19 protein-coding genes are annotated in these 16,330 nt (G+C 71.8%); 7 read left to right on the top strand and 12 right to left on the bottom strand.

The genetic code is table 11. The features are described from left to right. Window positions 1-84: 84 nt before the first annotated feature. Window positions 85-1,587, top strand: a complete 1,503-nt coding sequence (locus tag ACT4N7_RS06880) for a S8 family peptidase (RefSeq protein ID WP_444827747.1) — start codon at window positions 85-87, stop codon at window positions 1,585-1,587. A gap of 53 nt (window positions 1,588-1,640) precedes the next feature. Here the strand turns inward: ACT4N7_RS06880 and ACT4N7_RS06875 are convergent, their stop codons facing one another. The 3 genes from ACT4N7_RS06875 to ACT4N7_RS06865 form a co-directional block, all read right to left on the bottom strand. Then, window positions 1,641-1,949, bottom strand: a complete 309-nt coding sequence (locus ACT4N7_RS06875; RefSeq protein WP_444827746.1) for a hypothetical protein — start codon at window positions 1,947-1,949, stop codon at window positions 1,641-1,643. Window positions 1,950-2,448: 499 nt separating this feature from the next. After that, the gene (locus tag ACT4N7_RS06870; RefSeq protein ID WP_444827745.1) at window positions 2,449-3,348 is read right to left on the bottom strand and encodes an alpha/beta fold hydrolase; all 900 of its coding nucleotides are present in this window, start codon (window positions 3,346-3,348) and stop codon (window positions 2,449-2,451) included. 57 nt (window positions 3,349-3,405) lie between these two features. After that, window positions 3,406-4,317: an AurF N-oxygenase family protein gene (locus ACT4N7_RS06865; RefSeq protein WP_444827744.1), complete on the bottom strand. Its 912-nt coding sequence runs from the start codon at window positions 4,315-4,317 to the stop codon at window positions 3,406-3,408. 66 nt (window positions 4,318-4,383) lie between these two features. On the opposite strand from ACT4N7_RS06865, the gene ACT4N7_RS06860 reads away from it, so the two are divergent. Continuing rightward, the gene (locus ACT4N7_RS06860; RefSeq protein ID WP_444827743.1) at window positions 4,384-5,121 is read left to right on the top strand and encodes a TetR/AcrR family transcriptional regulator; all 738 of its coding nucleotides are present in this window, start codon (window positions 4,384-4,386) and stop codon (window positions 5,119-5,121) included. Window positions 5,122-5,132: 11 nt separating this feature from the next. Next, window positions 5,133-5,453, top strand: coding sequence for a DUF4873 domain-containing protein (locus tag ACT4N7_RS06855; RefSeq protein WP_444827742.1), 321 nt, complete (start codon window positions 5,133-5,135; stop codon window positions 5,451-5,453). Between the two features lie 58 nt (window positions 5,454-5,511). Here ACT4N7_RS06855 and ACT4N7_RS06850 read toward each other — a convergent pair whose 3' ends face one another. Both ACT4N7_RS06850 and ACT4N7_RS06845 read right to left on the bottom strand, forming a co-directional pair. Beyond that, a complete protein-coding gene (locus tag ACT4N7_RS06850) occupies window positions 5,512-5,736 on the bottom strand; it encodes a DUF3107 domain-containing protein (protein ID WP_444827741.1) in 225 nt (74 codons plus the stop codon). 101 nt (window positions 5,737-5,837) lie between these two features. After that, window positions 5,838-6,509: a ferritin-like fold-containing protein gene (locus ACT4N7_RS06845; protein WP_444827740.1), complete on the bottom strand. Its 672-nt coding sequence runs from the start codon at window positions 6,507-6,509 to the stop codon at window positions 5,838-5,840. Window positions 6,510-6,839: 330 nt separating this feature from the next. Between ACT4N7_RS06845 and ACT4N7_RS06840 the strand changes: the two genes are divergently transcribed. Genes ACT4N7_RS06840 through ACT4N7_RS06830 form a run of 3 tightly spaced genes read left to right on the top strand, consistent with a single transcriptional unit; the run spans window position 6,840 to window position 10,918 of the window. After that, complete coding sequence (locus tag ACT4N7_RS06840; RefSeq protein ID WP_444827739.1) at window positions 6,840-8,669, top strand: DEAD/DEAH box helicase; 1,830 nt, start codon at window positions 6,840-6,842, stop codon at window positions 8,667-8,669. Window positions 8,670-8,673: 4 nt separating this feature from the next. Then, the gene (locus tag ACT4N7_RS06835; protein ID WP_444827738.1) at window positions 8,674-10,005 is read left to right on the top strand and encodes an Rv3212 family protein; all 1,332 of its coding nucleotides are present in this window, start codon (window positions 8,674-8,676) and stop codon (window positions 10,003-10,005) included. A gap of 34 nt (window positions 10,006-10,039) precedes the next feature. Then, window positions 10,040-10,918 (top strand): alpha/beta fold hydrolase, encoded by an 879-nt coding sequence (locus tag ACT4N7_RS06830; RefSeq protein ID WP_444827737.1) that lies wholly within the window; start codon window positions 10,040-10,042, stop codon window positions 10,916-10,918. A gap of 66 nt (window positions 10,919-10,984) precedes the next feature. Here the strand turns inward: ACT4N7_RS06830 and ACT4N7_RS06825 are convergent, their stop codons facing one another. From ACT4N7_RS06825 to ACT4N7_RS06800, 6 genes are all read right to left on the bottom strand, one after another. After that, a complete protein-coding gene (locus ACT4N7_RS06825; RefSeq protein ID WP_444827736.1) occupies window positions 10,985-11,401 on the bottom strand; it encodes a hypothetical protein in 417 nt (138 codons plus the stop codon). Continuing rightward, window positions 11,398-12,204, bottom strand: a complete 807-nt coding sequence (locus tag ACT4N7_RS06820; RefSeq protein WP_444827872.1) for a RecB family exonuclease — start codon at window positions 12,202-12,204, stop codon at window positions 11,398-11,400. The genes ACT4N7_RS06825 and ACT4N7_RS06820 overlap by 4 nt, the downstream gene beginning before the upstream one ends. 138 nt (window positions 12,205-12,342) lie before the next feature. After that, window positions 12,343-12,969: a MarC family protein gene (locus tag ACT4N7_RS06815; protein ID WP_444827735.1), complete on the bottom strand. Its 627-nt coding sequence runs from the start codon at window positions 12,967-12,969 to the stop codon at window positions 12,343-12,345. 1 nt (window position 12,970) lies between these two features. Continuing rightward, window positions 12,971-13,834 (bottom strand): PHP domain-containing protein, encoded by an 864-nt coding sequence (locus tag ACT4N7_RS06810; protein WP_444827734.1) that lies wholly within the window; start codon window positions 13,832-13,834, stop codon window positions 12,971-12,973. A gap of 45 nt (window positions 13,835-13,879) precedes the next feature. Beyond that, window positions 13,880-14,443 carry a PH domain-containing protein gene (locus ACT4N7_RS06805; protein ID WP_444827733.1) on the bottom strand — a complete coding sequence of 188 codons (564 nt, stop codon included), beginning with the start codon at window positions 14,441-14,443 and terminating at the stop codon, window positions 13,880-13,882. Window positions 14,444-14,461: 18 nt separating this feature from the next. Next, entirely contained in the window at window positions 14,462-14,626 is a 165-nt protein-coding gene (locus tag ACT4N7_RS06800) for a hypothetical protein (RefSeq protein WP_444827732.1), read from the bottom strand. A 143-nt stretch (window positions 14,627-14,769) separates the two neighbouring features. On the opposite strand from ACT4N7_RS06800, the gene ACT4N7_RS06795 reads away from it, so the two are divergent. Next, window positions 14,770-15,192 (top strand): NUDIX hydrolase, encoded by a 423-nt coding sequence (locus ACT4N7_RS06795; protein WP_444827731.1) that lies wholly within the window; start codon window positions 14,770-14,772, stop codon window positions 15,190-15,192. 6 nt (window positions 15,193-15,198) lie between these two features. On the opposite strand, the gene ACT4N7_RS06790 is transcribed toward ACT4N7_RS06795, so the two are convergent. After that, on the bottom strand, window positions 15,199-16,311 hold the full coding sequence (locus ACT4N7_RS06790) for a DUF2332 domain-containing protein (RefSeq protein WP_444827730.1): 1,113 nt from the start codon (window positions 16,309-16,311) through the stop codon (window positions 15,199-15,201). Window positions 16,312-16,330: the final 19 nt, after the last annotated feature.

Below are 16,330 nucleotides of genomic sequence, written 5' to 3'. Positions count from 1 at the left end.
AGTGGCAGGTTCGGCGAGCCGAGTCGCCCCATGCGCCCGACCGGCGCGCGGCCCGGTGACACAGTCACATCTGGAGGTTCGACAGTGCACACACGTTCCCGACTCCGCCTGCTCGGCGCCGCGGTGGTGATCGCATCCGCCACGGGACTCGCCACGGCGACAGTCCAGTCGGCCGCGGCGGAGCCCGCCACCGTCAACGCGGCCGCCGCGCACTTCGTGGTGCTCGGCCCGCACGGTGCGGGCCTGGCCAGGACCGAGCGGTCGGTGGTCGACGCGGGCGGCACCATTCTCAAGAGCTGGCCGCAGATCGGGGTCGTGGTCGCGACCTCCACCAACGCCAACTTCGCCGCCGTCATCCGCACCAAGCCCGGTGTCCAGGGCGCGGGCGCCACCCAGAACCTCGCCGAGTTGGCCGTTCCGGCGCTGTCCGCGGCGGGCGCCGACCAGCGCGCGCTGGAGGCCACCGAGACCGTCATCGCCGCGAACGCCAAGCAGGCGCCCGCCGCGGCGGGCGACCCGCTGAGCGTCAACCAGTGGGACATGAAGGCCATCAAGGCCGACCAGGCCAACGCGATCAGCGGCGGCAGCCCGGACGTGCTCGTCGGCGTGCTGGACTCGGGCATCGAGGCCACCCACCCCGACCTCGCGGCAAATGTGGACGCCGCGAACTCGGTGGGCTGCACCAACCAGGGCGTGCCGGACACCTCGCCCGCCGCGTGGGCGCCGACCACCAGCGACCACGGCACGCACGTCGCGGGCACCATCGCCGCGGCACGCAACGGCGTCGGCATCGTCGGCGTCGCGCCGAACGTGAAGCTGGCCTCGATCAAGGTCGTCAACGACGACGGGTTCATCTACCCCGAGTACGCGATCTGCGGCTTCATCTGGGCCGCCGAGCACGGCGTCGAGGTCACCAACAACTCGTACTTCATCGACCCGTGGTACCTGTGGTGCGACGACGACCCGGACCAGAAGGCCGCCGCCGCCGCCGTCACCCGCGCCATCGACTACTCGGCCCGCCGCGGCGTGGTCAACGTGGCCGCGCTCGGCAACAGCAACTGGGACCTCTCGCACGACATCGTCGACTCGGGCAGCCCGAACAACACCACCCCGATCACCCGCGAGACCGGCGCGAACTGCACCAAGCTGCCCGCGGAGGTCAACGGGGTCGTCGGGGTGTCGTCGGTCGGGGTGAACCTGGCCAAGTCGTTCTTCTCCAACTACGGCCGCACCGAGACCGAGGTGACCGCCCCCGGCGGCGACCGGATGCAGATCCCCGGCACGCCGGACGCCAACGGCCGCGTCCTGTCCACCATCGTCAACGGTGCGTGGGGCTACAAGCAGGGCACCTCGATGGCCTCCCCGCACGCCGCGGGCGTGGTCGCGCTGATCCGCTCGACGCACCCCAACTGGTCGGCGCAGCGCGTGATCATCGAACTGCAGCGGGACGCGGACAAACTGGCGTGCCCCCCGGGCGTGTACGACCCGGACGGCACCGGCGTGTGGACGGCGGTCTGTGAGGGCGGGGCCAGCGGCCGCGGCTTCTACGGCGCAGGCCTGATCGACGCACTGGACGCCGTGCGCTAGGACTTACCGGCGAGCCCCGCAGGGTTGTCCCTGCGGGGCTCGTCGCTTCGCGCTCAGGAGTGGTCGTGCTGCGGCGCGGGCTGACGCGGGTGCGGGAGAACCACCTCGGTGGGCTCCTCCAACTCGACCGGCGGCACCTCGGCCGCCGCAGCAGGCCTGCGGTGGCGGAACAGGCCGATGACCAGTCCGCCAGCGCCCAGGATCACGGCTGCGATGCCGACCGGGCCGTCCAGGGTGAACGGGATACTGCTCTCGACGGAGGTCTGCGCCGCGGCGGACTCGGCCGTGACGACCAGCAGAATCGCGGAGAACGCGCCCGACACCGCGAAGCGGCTCCGGTTGCGCACAGTTTGCGCCTTCACGAACTGACTCCGTCTGACACGGGTGTACCGTCCCTCGATTGGACTAAGCACCACTGCGTGGACCCTGAAAAGCTACCGAACGTGTCAACCGGGCAGCCCCAGGACCGCACGATCGAGTAACGGCAGCGAGCGTATCCCCCGGGAAAACCCGCCCGATCTTGGGGTAGTGGATCATCGCATCACCGCTGGTGGGACCGACTACGGAGCGGGCCGGTCAACCGTCGCCTGCACGGGGGCGTGATCGAACCACCGCTCGTCGTCGGCCGCGGGGCGTGCCACGACCACCGAGGACACCTGAGCAGTGAGCCCAGGCGTACCGACTCAACTGCGTGCAACGCGTCCCAAAGGTACGCGCGCGGCTCAGGCCGCATATATCTGTTCCCTGGTATCCATCACGCGACGGCGGAAGTACGGGTTGCGGATGCTTGGACCGCTCACCAGATCAACCGGGCGATCGAAGATCCGCTCCAGCCCTTCCTTCAGCGCAAAGTAGCGCTGATCAGCGCGCGGCTGCCGGTGTCCGCGCGGCCCGCAGGATGCGCGCGGCCAGTTCGGGGACGCGCTCGTAGGGCAGCATGTGACCCGCCGCCGGGTAGAGCACGAACTCGGCGTGCGGCATGGCCGCGGCGATCGCGCGCCCGTGGTCAAGCGGGGTGAGCCGGTCGAGTTCGCCGACGAGCACCTGGGTGTCGGCGTGCGCGTAGTGCGCGAGCGCGGCCACCCGGGCGTGTTTGCCGATGTCGCGACGCAGCGCGGCCGCGCTGCCCCGGTGTACCTGGGCGGCCTGGTCGGCGACGGACCGCACGTCGACCATCCTGAACCGGGTGCCGAACACCAGCCACCGCAGGAACGCCCGCGTCGCCACGATCCGCAACCGCGACGGCGGCACGACCGGGCGAGCCGGACGCGGCACACCCGGACTCGGGCGACGCGCCTTCGACTGGCGGCGGGCGGCGGCCTTGACCAGCACCTTGGGCAGCCCGAAGGTCACCTCGCCCATCCGACCGGACGACGTCGCGGTGAACACCGCGGCCGCTACGCGCCGCTCGACGAGGTCGGGGTGGCGCTCGGCCAGCGCCATCATCGTCATGCCGCCCATGGAGTGGCCGACGAGCACGAGCCGCCCGGTCGGCACCCGGTCGGCGATCAGCTCGGCCAAGTCGTCGGCGAGTCTGCCCAGCGTCGCCGTGTCGCGCGGCGCCTTGTCGGAACCGCCGTGCCCGCGGTGGTCGTAGCGCAGGACGCGGACCCGGTCGCGGAGCGCGCCCGCGACCTCGTCCCAGACCCGCAGGTCGCTGGTCCAGCCGTGGGTCAACAGAACGGTCACCGGCGCGTCGGGCGTCCCGGTGTCGACCACGGCGAGCGCGACGCCGTCGGAGGTGCGGAAGTAGTCGGCCACCCCCCTAACCTACCCGGCGGTAACCTTCGTCGACACCGTCCGAGGTGCCGAAGGCGGTCATTTCGGCAGGAGCATCGACCGGCGCCACAGCACCATGCCCGGGCCGCCGACCAGATCGGCCTCGTCGAGGAACTTCATGATCCGCTCGCCCCAGAAGCGCAGGGTCTCCTGGAAGTGCGGGTTGCTCCTGGCCGCCTTCCACGCCTGCTTCGGGTCGAGCCCGACCGCGCGGTAGACCTCCGGGTTGATCAGGCTCAGCGACACGAAGTACGAGACGAACGCGGCGAGCAGCCGGTGGTACGCCTTCGCGGCCCGACCCGCCTTCGCCATGCCCTGCGCGACCTCCTGGCGGGCGAAGGTGACGTGCCGGGCCTCCTCCAGCACGTGAATGCGGTTGACCATGCGCACCAGCGGCTGCAGGGTCTCGTCCACCATGTTCTCCCGCTGCATCCGGTCGAGGACCTCCTCGGCGACCAGGATCGCGGCGTACGCCGACGGACCCCTGCCGATCACCGGCAGGATCTTCGCGAGCTGCCTGACCCAGCGCCGCGGGCCGTAGGCGGGCACGTCGAAGCGCTTGCACGCCTTGCCGAACATGGTCGAGTGCCGACACTCGTCGGCGACCTCGGCGAGCAGGTAGTGCACGTGGTCGGTCGTCGGATCGTGCCGGTAGACCTGCTTGAGCAGCATCTGCATGAGCAGCACCTCGAAGAAGATGCCGGTGCTGGAGATGCTGGCGATCTCGTGCTTGCCGAGCTCGATCCGCTGCTCAGGGGTCATCTTCGCCCACAGGTCGGTGCCGTAGAGCGAGATCCGGCGCTCGGGGTGGAAGTGCTTGTCGGCGGGGATCGGGGCGCCCCAGTCGATGTCGACCTCGGGGTCGTAGAACTTGTCGGCGGAGGACTTCAGCAACCGGCCCGCGGTCTTCTCGCGATCGGCTACCGTTGCCACTTGCAGCGCGCGGCTCATCGTCGAGGCACTCCTTACGGCGTTCTTCGTTATGCGTAACTTCGGGTAACAGTTACTTCTGGTAGCATGAATCCCATGGCGGATCGTGTCAAGCGACCCAGGACCGCGGATTCCGGCGACGCCCGGCGCGACCGGTGGAAGTCCCACCGCGCGGCCCGGCGCGAAGAGTTCGTGGAGGCCGCGCTGCGCGCACTGGCCGAGCACGGGCCGGACCTCGGCATGGAGCACGTCGCCGCCGAGGCCGGCGTCACCAAACCGGTGCTCTATCGGCACTTCACCGACAAGGCCGACCTGTTCCTCGCGCTCGGCCACCGGGGCACCGAGATCCTCTTCGAGCGGCTCATCCCGGCGATGAACCGCGAGGAGGCGCCGCTGCCGCGCATCCGCAAGAGCCTCGACGCGTTCTTCTCGATCATCGAGGAGTACCCGAACCTCTACCGGCTGCTGGTGCGCAGCACCTTCGCCGACCGGCAGATCGACGCCGACATCGTGGCCGAGGACAAGGAGGTCATCGCCAACGCGCTGTCCGCCCTGCTCGGCGACTACCTGCGGGCCTACCAGATCGACTCCGGCGGCGCGGAGGTCTGGGGCCACGGCATCGTCGGCATGGTCCAGAACGTCGGCGAGTGGTGGCTGGAGCGGCGCACGATGAGCCGCGACGCGGTGGTGGAGTACCTGACCATGACCATCTGGGCCGCCATCGACGGCACCATGCGCGGCTACGGCGTCACCATCGACCCGCACAAACGCCTGGAGATCAACAAGATCGTCCAACTCACCAACGGCGACACCGCCGCGGGCTAGGAGCAACCACCATGGACGAACACCCCGAGGACGACGGCTACCAGGGCCCCGCGACGCTGGTCGTCGGCGAGCGGGAGTTCGCCGTGACCGTGGAACTGCGCGGCCACTTCCAGCCCATCGACGGCTACTACCGCTGGTACGGCCGGATCGGCGCGAACGCCGAGGTGTCCACAGTGGTCGCGGGCCGCCGAATCCCGGCGGTGCTGCGCACCCCGGGCGGCGAGGCTCCGGGCGAACTGTCCGATCCAGACACCTGGGACCGCTACCGGATCATGGGCACCAGCACGCCGCCGTTCGTCGTGCAGACCACACTGGACGCCGCCGACAGCTGACCCGAACACGCGAAAGGCCACCGCCGACTCGGGCGGTGGCCTTTCGCGACAATACGACTCAGGGCGCGAAGCCGACCTTGCGCGCGTCCACCCCGCCGATCTCGATGTAGGCGACCCGCGCGGACGGCACGACGTAGCGCTTGCCCTTGTCGTCGACCAGCACGAGCTGCCCCTGCGGGTTCTTCAAGGCGTCACCGACCAGTACCTCGACCTCGTCAGGAGACAGGGCGCAGTTCAGCACGAGCTCCCGCGGGGTGTCCGCGACACCGATCTTGACCTCCACGCCGACCTCCGGGCATCGAACGACAGTTTTCCTGCTCGAAGGCTAGTCGAGCGCCGAGTCCGGGACCGCCCAGGGGCGCCCGCGTTCACCAGACGCGTAACTCAGCCGAGACCCAGCGCCGTCATCCGCTTGCCGTGCTGCTGCTGGAGCCTGCGGAACAACGCGGCGATGCCCGCCAGGTCCCCGGTACCCGCCACGATCAGCTCGGCCAGCCCGTCGCGCTCGGCCACCACGTACTGCGCCTGGGTCAGTGCCTCGCCGAGCAGCCGCCTGCCCCACAGGGCGAGCCGGTCGCGCACCGTGCGGTCACGGTCGATGGCGCTGCGCACCTCCCGCTCGGCGAACGCCGAGTGCCCCGTGTCGGCCAGCACGCCGAGCACCAGCGTCTTGGTCTCCTCGTCGAGCCACGAGCCGATCTCGCGGTACAGGTCGGCCGCCAGACCGTCGCCGACATACGCCTTGACCAGCGACTCCAGCCAGGAGCGGGGTGCGGTCGAGGCGTGCCAGGTGTCGATGTGGCCGATGAACGGCCGGATGGCGTCCTCGATGTCCACCCCGTGCGCGCCGAGGTACTTCTCGATCTTGGCGTAGTGCCCCATCTCGGCGGCGGCCATCTCCGACAGCGCGGCCCGGCCGGACACCGTGGGCGCCGACCTGGCGTCCTCCGACATCCGGTCGAACGCCGACAACTCGCCGTAGGCCAGCACACCGAGCAGGTCCACCACACCGGCCGACAACACGCCAGCGGACACCCCGGCCTCAGCGTTCTCCATGGTCGGCAGCGTATCCGGCGACCGGGTCCGGCGGGCCTGCCCGCGGTTGCCGCGCGCGGCACCGGTGGACGGGGGGTACCGCCACTATCACGGCGGGGACAGCAGTGATCAACTCGGTGCTCGAAACGGACCTGAACGCCGAACCGCGGGTCAGCTCGGCCGTGCTTGACACCAACGACGGGATCGGCACAGGTAGACTCGGCAGGACGCCCGGCCTCGCTGCCGCGTGGCCAGTGCAATCGACCTAGGCGGTCGACACGGCCCGAAACGGCGGCGCCGGGCTCGGAGGACCTCGGGAACCTCGTGGCGAAGCACGCCGCGGACCGAGTGATGAGGGTGCGCGCATACCTCGCAGGCCCTCCCGCGCCACGCCTGGACCTGGGAATCCGACCGCGGCGGCGCGGTCGAGCGGCCCGTCCAGGGCAGTGCGCGCTGGTACGAGAGAGGCTGATCACCCTGACGCAGGACACCACCGCAGGCGCGGGCACCACCGCCCCGCAGGCAGACGAATTGGACCCGGTCGCGCTGGAACACAGCGAGGCCGGGCTCCCCGAGACCGACACCTCCCATCCGCTGACCGCGGGCGCGCCCGTGAGCGAGCTGGCGCCGACCTTCGCCGAGCTGGGCGTGCGCGAGGAGATCGTGCGCGCGCTGGGCGAGGCGGACATCGTGCGCACGTTCGCCATCCAGGAGCTCACCCTCCCGCTGGCGCTCGCGGGCGACGACCTGATCGGGCAGGCCCGCACCGGCATGGGCAAGACGCTGGGCTTCGGCGTGCCCCTGCTGCAGCGGCTCATCTCGCCCGGCGACGGCACCCCGCAGGCCCTGGTCGTGGTCCCGACCCGCGAGCTGTGTCTGCAGGTCACCGCGGACATCCGGGACGCGGGCAAGCACCTCGGCGCGCGCGTGCTGGCCATCTACGGCGGCCGCCCGTACGAGCCTCAGGTCGCGAGCCTGCGCAAGGGCGTCGACATCGTCGTCGGCACTCCTGGGCGGCTGCTCGACCTGGCCGAGCAGAAGCACCTGGTGCTGGGCAAGGTCCGCGGCCTGGTGCTCGACGAGGCCGACGAGATGCTCGACCTGGGCTTCCTGCCCGACATCGAGCGCATCCTGCGCATGGTCCCCGACCAGCGCCAGACCATGCTGTTCTCGGCCACGATGCCCGGCCCGATCATCACCCTGGCCCGCACGTTCCTCACCCAGCCCACGCACATCCGGGCCGAGGAGAACGACGCCAGCGCCATCCACGAGCGCACCGAGCAGTTCGTCTACCGCGCGCACTCGCTGGACAAGATCGAGGTCGTGGCGCGCTCGCTGCAGGCCGCAGGCCGCGGCCTGACGATGATCTTCACCCGGACCAAGCGCACCGCGCAGAAGGTCGCCGACGAGCTGACCGAGCGCGGGTTCGCCGCGGGCGCGGTGCACGGCGACCTCGGCCAGGGCGCCCGCGAGCAGGCGTTGCGCGCGTTCCGCTCCGGCAAGGTCGACGTGCTGGTCTGCACCGATGTCGCCGCGCGCGGCATCGACGTGACCGATGTCACGCACGTGCTGAACTACCAGTGCCCCGAGGACGAGAAGACCTACGTCCACCGGATCGGCCGCACCGGCCGCGCGGGCAAGACCGGCGTGGCGATCACGCTGGTCGACTGGGACGAGGAGGCCCGCTGGAAGTCCATCAGCGACATCCTCGGCCTGAACATGCCCGCGCCCGCGGAGACGTACTCCACCTCGGCGCACCTGTTCGCCGAACTCGGCATCCCCGAGGGCTCGACCGGCAGGCTGCCGATGGCCCAGCGCACCCGCGCCGGGCTGGACGCGGAGCCGGAGGAGGACTTCGGCGGCAAGAAGCGCGGCGGCAGGCCCAAGCGCGGCACCACCCGCTCGGGCGGCCCCAGCCGGGCGGGCGGCGAGCGCGAACCCAGCGCGGGCCGCGCGTCGAGCGAGGAGTCCGCGGCGGGCGAGCGCGGGCCGCGCAACCGCAGGCGCAGGCGGGCAGGCGTGGAAGCGGGCGGCGAGAGCGCGCCCGCGGCGGCCGAGACCTCGGCCGAGACGCCGTCGGACAAGCCGGCCCGCTCCCGCAGGCGGCGGCGCCGCTCGGGGGGCGAACTCGCGGGCGACCCGGCCACCAACGCGGGCGACACATCGGGCACGGCAGACTAGGCGCGTGACTCAAGGGGACGACTCCACCCGGGCGGCGGTGGGCGGCGAGGACGTGCTCGACGGGCACGTCCCGCAGGCCCCCACCCCCGGGCCCCGCACCCGCTTCAACCGCAAGCGCGACTACGCCGTCCTCGGCGTGATCGTGGTCGCGCTGGTGGCGGCAGGCGTCGCCGCGTGGCGCACCAGCGACATCCGGGCCACCACGTCGACCACGACCGAGGTCTCCTACGCGGCCCCGCCCGCGCCCGAGTTCTTCCCGCCGTCACTGGGCGAGGTGTGGCGGGCGAACAGCCCGGCCACCTGGGAACCGGTGGCCGTGGGCCCGGCCGTGGTCACCGGGGAGGGCGGCGAGGTCGTCGGCCGCGACCCGGAGACCGGCGACGTCCGGTGGAGCTACGGCCGCGACATCCCGCTGTGCACGGTGACCGGGGCGTTCTCGAAGGTCATCGCGGCTCACCGCACGCCAGACAACGACCTGCCGGAGTCCGATCCCCGGCACGAGGGCGGGTGCAGCGAGATCACCGCGCTCGACCCGACCAGCGGCAAGCGGGACGCGCAACGCAACTCCGACGCCGAGTCCGGCACCCGCCTGATCGGCGACGGCACGTATGTGACCGCGACCGGCGCGCGGCTGCTCACCACCGTGCGTTCGGACCTGGTGGAGACGGTGGAGTACGGCGTCGTCCCGGCCATCGTGAACCCGCAGCGCCAGCCGCGCACCGACTGTGTGTACGGCTCGGTCGCGATGACACCGGGCAAGGTCGGCGTCATCGAGCGCTGCGCCGAGGACCAGGCCGACCGGCTGACCGTCTACAAGGCCAGCGGCAAGGACGCCGACAAGCCCGAGGTCGTCACCAGCGTGGTGCTGGGCTCCGAGTCCGCCCGCATCGTCGCGATGAACGACAAGCTCACCGCCGTTGCCATACCCGACCCGGGGCGCATCGTCGTCTACAGCGAGGACGGCAGCCAGACCATGAACTACGAGGTCGACCTGGGCTTGGGCGACCTGCGCACCGATCCCGAAGGCCGCACACCGCTCACCACGGCCGCGACAGGCGCCTTCTACTGGTTCACCGGGTCGCGCACGGTGGTGCTGTCCGCCACCGAGCTTCGTCCACTGTGGACCATCCAGGACACGCTCGGGCCGGGCACGGTCTTCGCGGGCCGCGCGCTGCTCCCCGTGCGCGACGGCATCGCGGTGCACAGCCAGGCCGACGGCAGCCGGGTCGGCGAGATCCCGGTCGACCGCGAGGGCTACTCGGGCGTGGTCACCATGAACTCGATCGGGCCCATGGTGCTCGAACAACGCGGCATGACGCTGGTCGCTCTGCACTGACAGCGCCCGCGGGTCATAGGGCACACTCGGTGCCATGTCCGCTGTCCCGGCGTCCTCCCAACTCGGCCCGCACCGCGCGGTCCGGGCGGATCTCCCCGGCCGCTTCGGCCCGATCGGCGCCCTGCACGTGCAGGCACCCGGCCCGATCGTGCTGCTGGTGCCGGGCTACACCGGGTCCAAGGAGGACTTCGTCCCGGTGCTCGACCCGATCGCCGACGCGGGGTTCGAGGTCGTCGCCATCGACCTGCCCGGCCAGCAGGACTCCCCCGGCCCGGCCGACGAGAACGCGTTCCGCCCCGCCACGCTGGGCCTGGTGCTGGCCGACCTGATCGGGAAGCTGGCCGCCGAAGGCCGCCCCGTGGTGCTCGTCGGCCATTCGTACGGCGGCCTGGTCTCGCGGCGCGCGGTGCTCGCGGGCGCGCCGGTCGTGGGGCTGACCCTGTTGAGCACCGGCCCCAGCGAGCTGCCCGCGGGCCCGCGCAGGCAGATCCTCGACCTGGGCGACCCGATGATCCGGCACGGCGGCGTGGCCGCGGCGCACCAGGCGCTGGAGCTGGTGAACGCGGGCAACCCGCGCTGGCTCGCCATGCCGGAGACCCTGCGCGAGTTCTTCCGCGCGCGGTTCCTGCGCAACACCGCGCCCGCGCTGCTCGGCATGGGCCACGGCCTGCGCGAGGAGCCGGACCTGGTGGCCGACCTGCACCGCACGCTGCGCTCGTCCGGGATCGGCTGCCTGGTCGCCTGCGGCGCCAACGACGACGCGTGGCCGCCGTCGGTGCAGCGGGACATGGCCGACCGGCTGGACGCGGACTTCAGCATGATCGAGGCCGCGGCGCACTCACCCGCCGTGGAGAACCCGGACGGCCTGCTGTCGGTGCTGCTGCCGACCTGGCAGACCTGGCTGAACCGCTAGCCGACCACCGCCACGGCTTCCCCGGCCCCACAGCCGAACCATCCCCGCCGATCCACCAACCGCGGGCTAGGCCCACCAGAAGAACCAGATGGCGATGCCCGTGGCGATGCCGACCAGCACGATCGCCAACGCCGCCTCCGGCCCCCGCCGCCGGTCGGCGAAGCGCTGGGCCACCACCGCCGCGACCGCCGCGCCGAAGTGGCCGAGCACCACCCCGATCCCCGGGCCGGGCATGCCCTGCGCCCCCGCGAAGACCTGCATCCCCAACACCACCAGCGCCAGCACGCACAGCCCGATGGCCAGCGCCCCCGACAGCTCCCGCCAGAAGCCGGACCGGCGGGGGGCGGCAGGTATCGGCTCCGGGCGCGGCAGCTCCACCGTGGTCAGATCCTCGATCGACCGGTCGCCGACAGGCAGGCGTTCGGTCGGCCCCGGGACGGCATCGCCCTGGGGTCCAGGCAAGCGTTCGGTCGGCCCGGTCACGGCGTCAGCATCGCCCATGGGTCCAGGGCAGGTCCAGCGGCCTGACCCTCTGGGCAACTGCGCCGGAAGTCGCACCAACCGCACTGGCGACCGGTGGTGGCGGGAAACAGCACGTCCTCGTCGCCGCCCGCGCGCAGGGTGTCGGTGGCCAACTGGAATTCGTCGGCGCTTTCCTCGGCGCGGGACAGGTGGCGGGCCAGGGACGCGTCGGTGTGTTCCCAGGCGGCCACGGTGCCCGAGGGCAGGTGGTGCAGCTCGACCTTGGTGCACGGGCGGCGCAGCGTGCGGCGGGCGGCCAGGACGTAGAGGGCGAGCGCCTGGGAGCCGCGGGCGTCGTCGGTGGTGAGGCCGTGGCGGCCGGTCTTGTAGTCGACGATGACCACTTCGTCGCCGCGCTGGTCGATCCGGTCGACCCGGCCCTCGGCGACGAGCTTGCCCACCGGGGCCGACACCCACCGCTCCAGGCCGACCGGCTCGTGGGAGACGTCGAGGTCGGTGACGTAGTCGTGCACCCAGCCCGCCGCGCGCTCGCGGAACACCCCGGCCTGCTCCGGGCCCGCGAAGCCGTCGTCCTTCCAGTGCGTCGTGACCAGCGCGGCGGCCGCGTCCGGGGTGCGCTTGGCCACCGGCAGGTCGAACAGCGCCTTGAGCGCGTTGTGCACCACCGCGCCGAGCGTGCTGTGCGCCCACGGCCCGCCCCGGGGCGGGGTCGGCCGGTCGAGGTAGGCCATCCTGAAGCGGCGCGGGCAGTCCGCCCACACCCCGAGCCGCGACGGCGTGACCTTGATCAACTTACGCGGCATGCTGTCGAAACCGAGTTGCCCCTGCTGCACGACCCACACCGTACGCAGTGACACCGACACTCCCCGCGCCGGGCACAATCGACCCGTGGAGACCTGGCACCGCCCAGGCCGCTCGAAGTCCCGCGCCGCCGAGGCGCCCTACGCGCCGGTGATGAAGCCGCGCACCGAGTCGGCGACCAACTGCACCGCGATGGCCGCGAGCAGCAGGCCCGCGATCTTGGCGAGCAGGGTGATGCCGCTGTCCTTGACGAGCCGGATCACCGCGCCCGAGTAGCGCAGGCACAGCCACAGGAACAGGTGCACCGCGAGGATCGCCAGGCCCAACGCGACATACGAGGCCGTGCGCCCGTCGGCCTGGCGGACGAACACGATGGTCGCCGCGATCGCCCCCGGCCCGGCGAGCAGCGGCGTCCCCAGCGGCACCAGGGCCACGTTGACGTCCTCGACGGCCTCCGGCTCGGTCGCGCCGCGCCCGGTGAGCAGGTCGAGCGCGATCAGCAGGAGCAGCAGGCCGCCCGCGCCCTGCAACGCCGGGATGCCGATGCCCAGATACCGCAGGATCGCCTCACCGCCGATGGCGAACAGGCTGATCACCCCGAGCGAGACCAGCACCGCCTGCCGGGCCGCGCGCAGCCGGGTGGGCTTCGTCTTGCGGCCGGTGAGGCTGAGGAACACGGGCACCGTGCCCGGCGGGTCCATGATCACCACGAGGGTGATGGCGGCCTCGGCGAACAGGCCCGCGTCGAAGTAGTCGGCTAGGGCCACGTCAAGACCCGACCAGCAACTCGGCGCCGGTGGCCAGTTCGGCGATGGCCGACAGCATCTCCGGCGGCGTCGTCTCCGCGCCGAGCCGGATGGTCTTGTTGGTGCCGTGGTAGTCGCTGGAGCCGGTGGTGACCAGGCCGTGGCGGGCGGCGAGCGCCCGCAGCCCGGCCCGCGCCGCCTCGTCGTGGTCCGGGTGGTCGATCTCCAGGCCGTCGAGCCCGACGGGCACCAGGTCGGCGATGACGCCCGCGGAGATCGTCGGCCCGCGGCGGTGGGCGAAGCCGTGCGCCAGCACCGTCACCCCACCCGCCGCCTTGATCATCTCGATCGCGGCGACCAGCGGGGTCCGCCTGCTCGGCACCGAGTAGCCGTTGCGGCCGTGCAGATGCTTGGCGAACGCCTCGTTCACTGACGCCGCCACACCCGCCCGCACCAGCGCCTGCGCCAGGTGCGGACGCCCCGCGGGCACGTCGTCGGGCAGGTCGGCCAGCAGCGTGTCGGCGTCGACCGGGTAGCCGTCCGCGGCCATCCGACCGGCCATGGCGTGCAGCCGGGAGCGCCGCTCGGCCCGGGTGCGGGCGTACTCGGCGACGACCTCGGCCGCGTGCGGATCGAACAGGTAAGCCAGCAGGTGCACCGTGGCCTGCCCGCCGCGGCCGTCCGGCGACACGCAGGTCAGCTCCGCGCCGCGGACCAGCCGCAGACCCGGGGGCAGCGCGGCGGCGGCCTCGGCCCAGCCCGCGGTGGTGTCGTGGTCGGTGATGGCCACCGCGTCGAGCCCGGCGAGGTGCGCGGCGACGACGAGTTCGGCCGGGCTGTCCGTACCGTCGGACGCGGTGGAGTGGCAGTGGAGGTCGATCCGCACGTCAGCCAGTGTGAACGATGACGCGGGTCACCGCGTACCTGGGCGTCAGCGCGCGACCTTGCGGGTGGAGCGGGCCACCCGCTGCGCCTTGATCATCGAGAACCGCTCGGCCTGCGCCTTCTTGTCGCCGAACACCAGCTCCGAGATGGCGTCGTAGACCTGCTCGGGCCGCGGCAGGTACTCGATGTTGTTCAGCGCCTGGATCTGGCCCGCGGACTCGACCACCATCGTGCCGTAGCCGAGCGCCCGGCCCATGACCGTGCGCTTGTAGGTGAGGTCGGTGACCTTGCTGATCGGCATCATCAGCACCCTGGTCGTGAACACGCCCGTGGTCATCATGAACCGCTTGTCGGTGACCACGATGCGCTCGACCCACCACTCGATCACCTGGTAGGTGAACCGCAGCACCACGCCGAGCGCGATGTACCAGAGGATGTTCTGCCCCAGCCACATGGCGGGCGGCAGCAGGTAGGAGACCATCACGCAGACCGCGAGCAGCGCGGCCGCCTCGAAGACCTGCCAGGCGAGGAAGGCCCAGTGCCTGCGCACCCGGATGACCCGACGCTCGGAGTCGAGTAGGTACTCGTCTGGATCCCTGGGCGCGAACATGGTTCGACGCTACTCGTCTCAGACCTGGAAAACAGTGCGCATGAAGGTGATAACCGCTTCGGCACCTTCCCGCAGGGTGGTGATCAGGGAGTTGACGATGCCCGCCGACTGAACCGGCTGCGTCACCAGGAAGAAGACCAGCAACGCTGCCCCAGTCAAGATCAAGACCTTCTTGACGTTCACTGCGATCTACCCCGTTCCTTCACACCCGTGTGGCGCCGCTGTTGAAAACCGTTGTACCGCACTCGGCGGCGCGGCGGCAGCCTAGTCCCGCGCATGGGGCAACCCGGAGCGTCACTACGGGGCTACGACTACTCTGCGTGCCCATGGTGGCAGGCGAGGTTCGGAGAATCAGGTGTGTCGGGGCGATCGTCCGTGACAGTTCGGGCCGCCTCCTGCTGGTCCGGCGAGCCCACGACCCCGGCCGCGGCCAGTGGTCGCTGCCTGGTGGAAAGGTCGAATCCGGGGAGTCGGACGCGGCAGCCGTGATCCGCGAACTCCGCGAGGAGACCGGCCTGGCAGTTGCCGTCGGCGCGCGCGTCGGGCAGGTCGAGCGACTTGCCCCGACCGGGGTGTACGAGATCCACGACTACGCCTGCGCAGTTACCAGCGGTGACCTTCGGGCAGGTGACGACGCCACCGAGGCGGCCTGGGTCGATCTTGCGACCTTCACCACACTGGAGCGAAGTAACCGATTGGTGGACAAACTCGCCGACACCCTGCGCGCATGGCGGTCGCTGCCCGGTTAGCCCAGTTCAGACCAGCCAGACCAGGCGTTCGCCGTGCATCGCCGTGCGGGCCAGCGCGACCGCGTCCGGGACACCGTCGTCCCACCTGGTGAGCCCGAGCACGCCGAAGCCGGGCCCGCCCGCGCTCGGCACCAGGTCGGCACGCCCCGGAAGCACCCAGGCGAGCGCGGCGGCGTACACCTCGTGACTCACCCACCACACCGGCCGCTCGGCGGCGAGCGCGCGCACGGCCGCGACGAACGCCGACCGCTGCTCGTCGGGCAGGTAGGTCAGCACGTTGCTGGTGAGCAGGACCAGCGGCAGGTCGGCGGGCACCCGGGCCGCGGCGGCGGGCAGGTCGGCCACGGCGTCGCCGGTCAGCAGCTCGGGCGGGCTGCCGCGCTGGAACGCGGCGGCGGCGGTGAACAGCCGCTGGCGCTCAGGCTGGTCGGCCCAGATACACGCCTCCAGCCACGCGGTCGCGTCCTCGTCGGCCAGGTCCACCGGGTCGCGGTCGAGGCCCACGCGCGCGGCGACGGCGAGCTTCTTGGGCACCGAGGGCAGGGTGGCGCCGGGCCCCAGCTCCAGCGCGCAGTGCAGGCCGAGCGGGGTCTTGGTCGGCCCGCCGACGACCTGGCCGGACTGCTCGGTCTGGTAGCGGTAGCCGTAGCGGTCGAGGCCGAGCAGCAGCCCCGCGCTGCACCCGACCTCCAGCAGCCCGACCGGGGCCTGCGCCTGCTTGGCGGCCAGCGCGACCGCCGGGTAGAGCAGCGCGGCCCGGCGCACCTCGTTGGTCTGCGTGGTGTGCGCGGCCACAAGCTTGCCGATCTTGTCCGCCCGCTCGACGACGAACCGGCGGAACAGCGGCCACGTCCCCCCGTCGAGGCCGTAGCTGCCGCCCATCGACGGGTAGTAGTTGACCAACTCGTGGAACGGCTCGGCCTGCAGCGCGCGGTGCACGGCGGCCAGCAGCAGAGTCGCCTTGGCGAAGCCGGACCGCGCGACCGTCAGCAGCACGGCGACCTCGTCGTCGTCGGCCGCGCGGGTCGCCAGGTGCTCGTAGAGCGGGGAGACCCCGGCGGCCTCCTCCTCGGCGAAGCGCCGCAGCCGCTGCTTGACCTCCGCGAGAGACACGGTCACGGCGCTTCCTTCCGTTCGG

Source organism: Actinokineospora sp. (assembly GCF_052390155.1).
Classification (GTDB): Bacteria; Actinomycetota; Actinomycetes; order Mycobacteriales; family Pseudonocardiaceae; genus Actinokineospora.
Note: the sequence above shows the minus strand (reverse complement) of the source record. Positions and strands in the feature narration are given on the sequence as shown.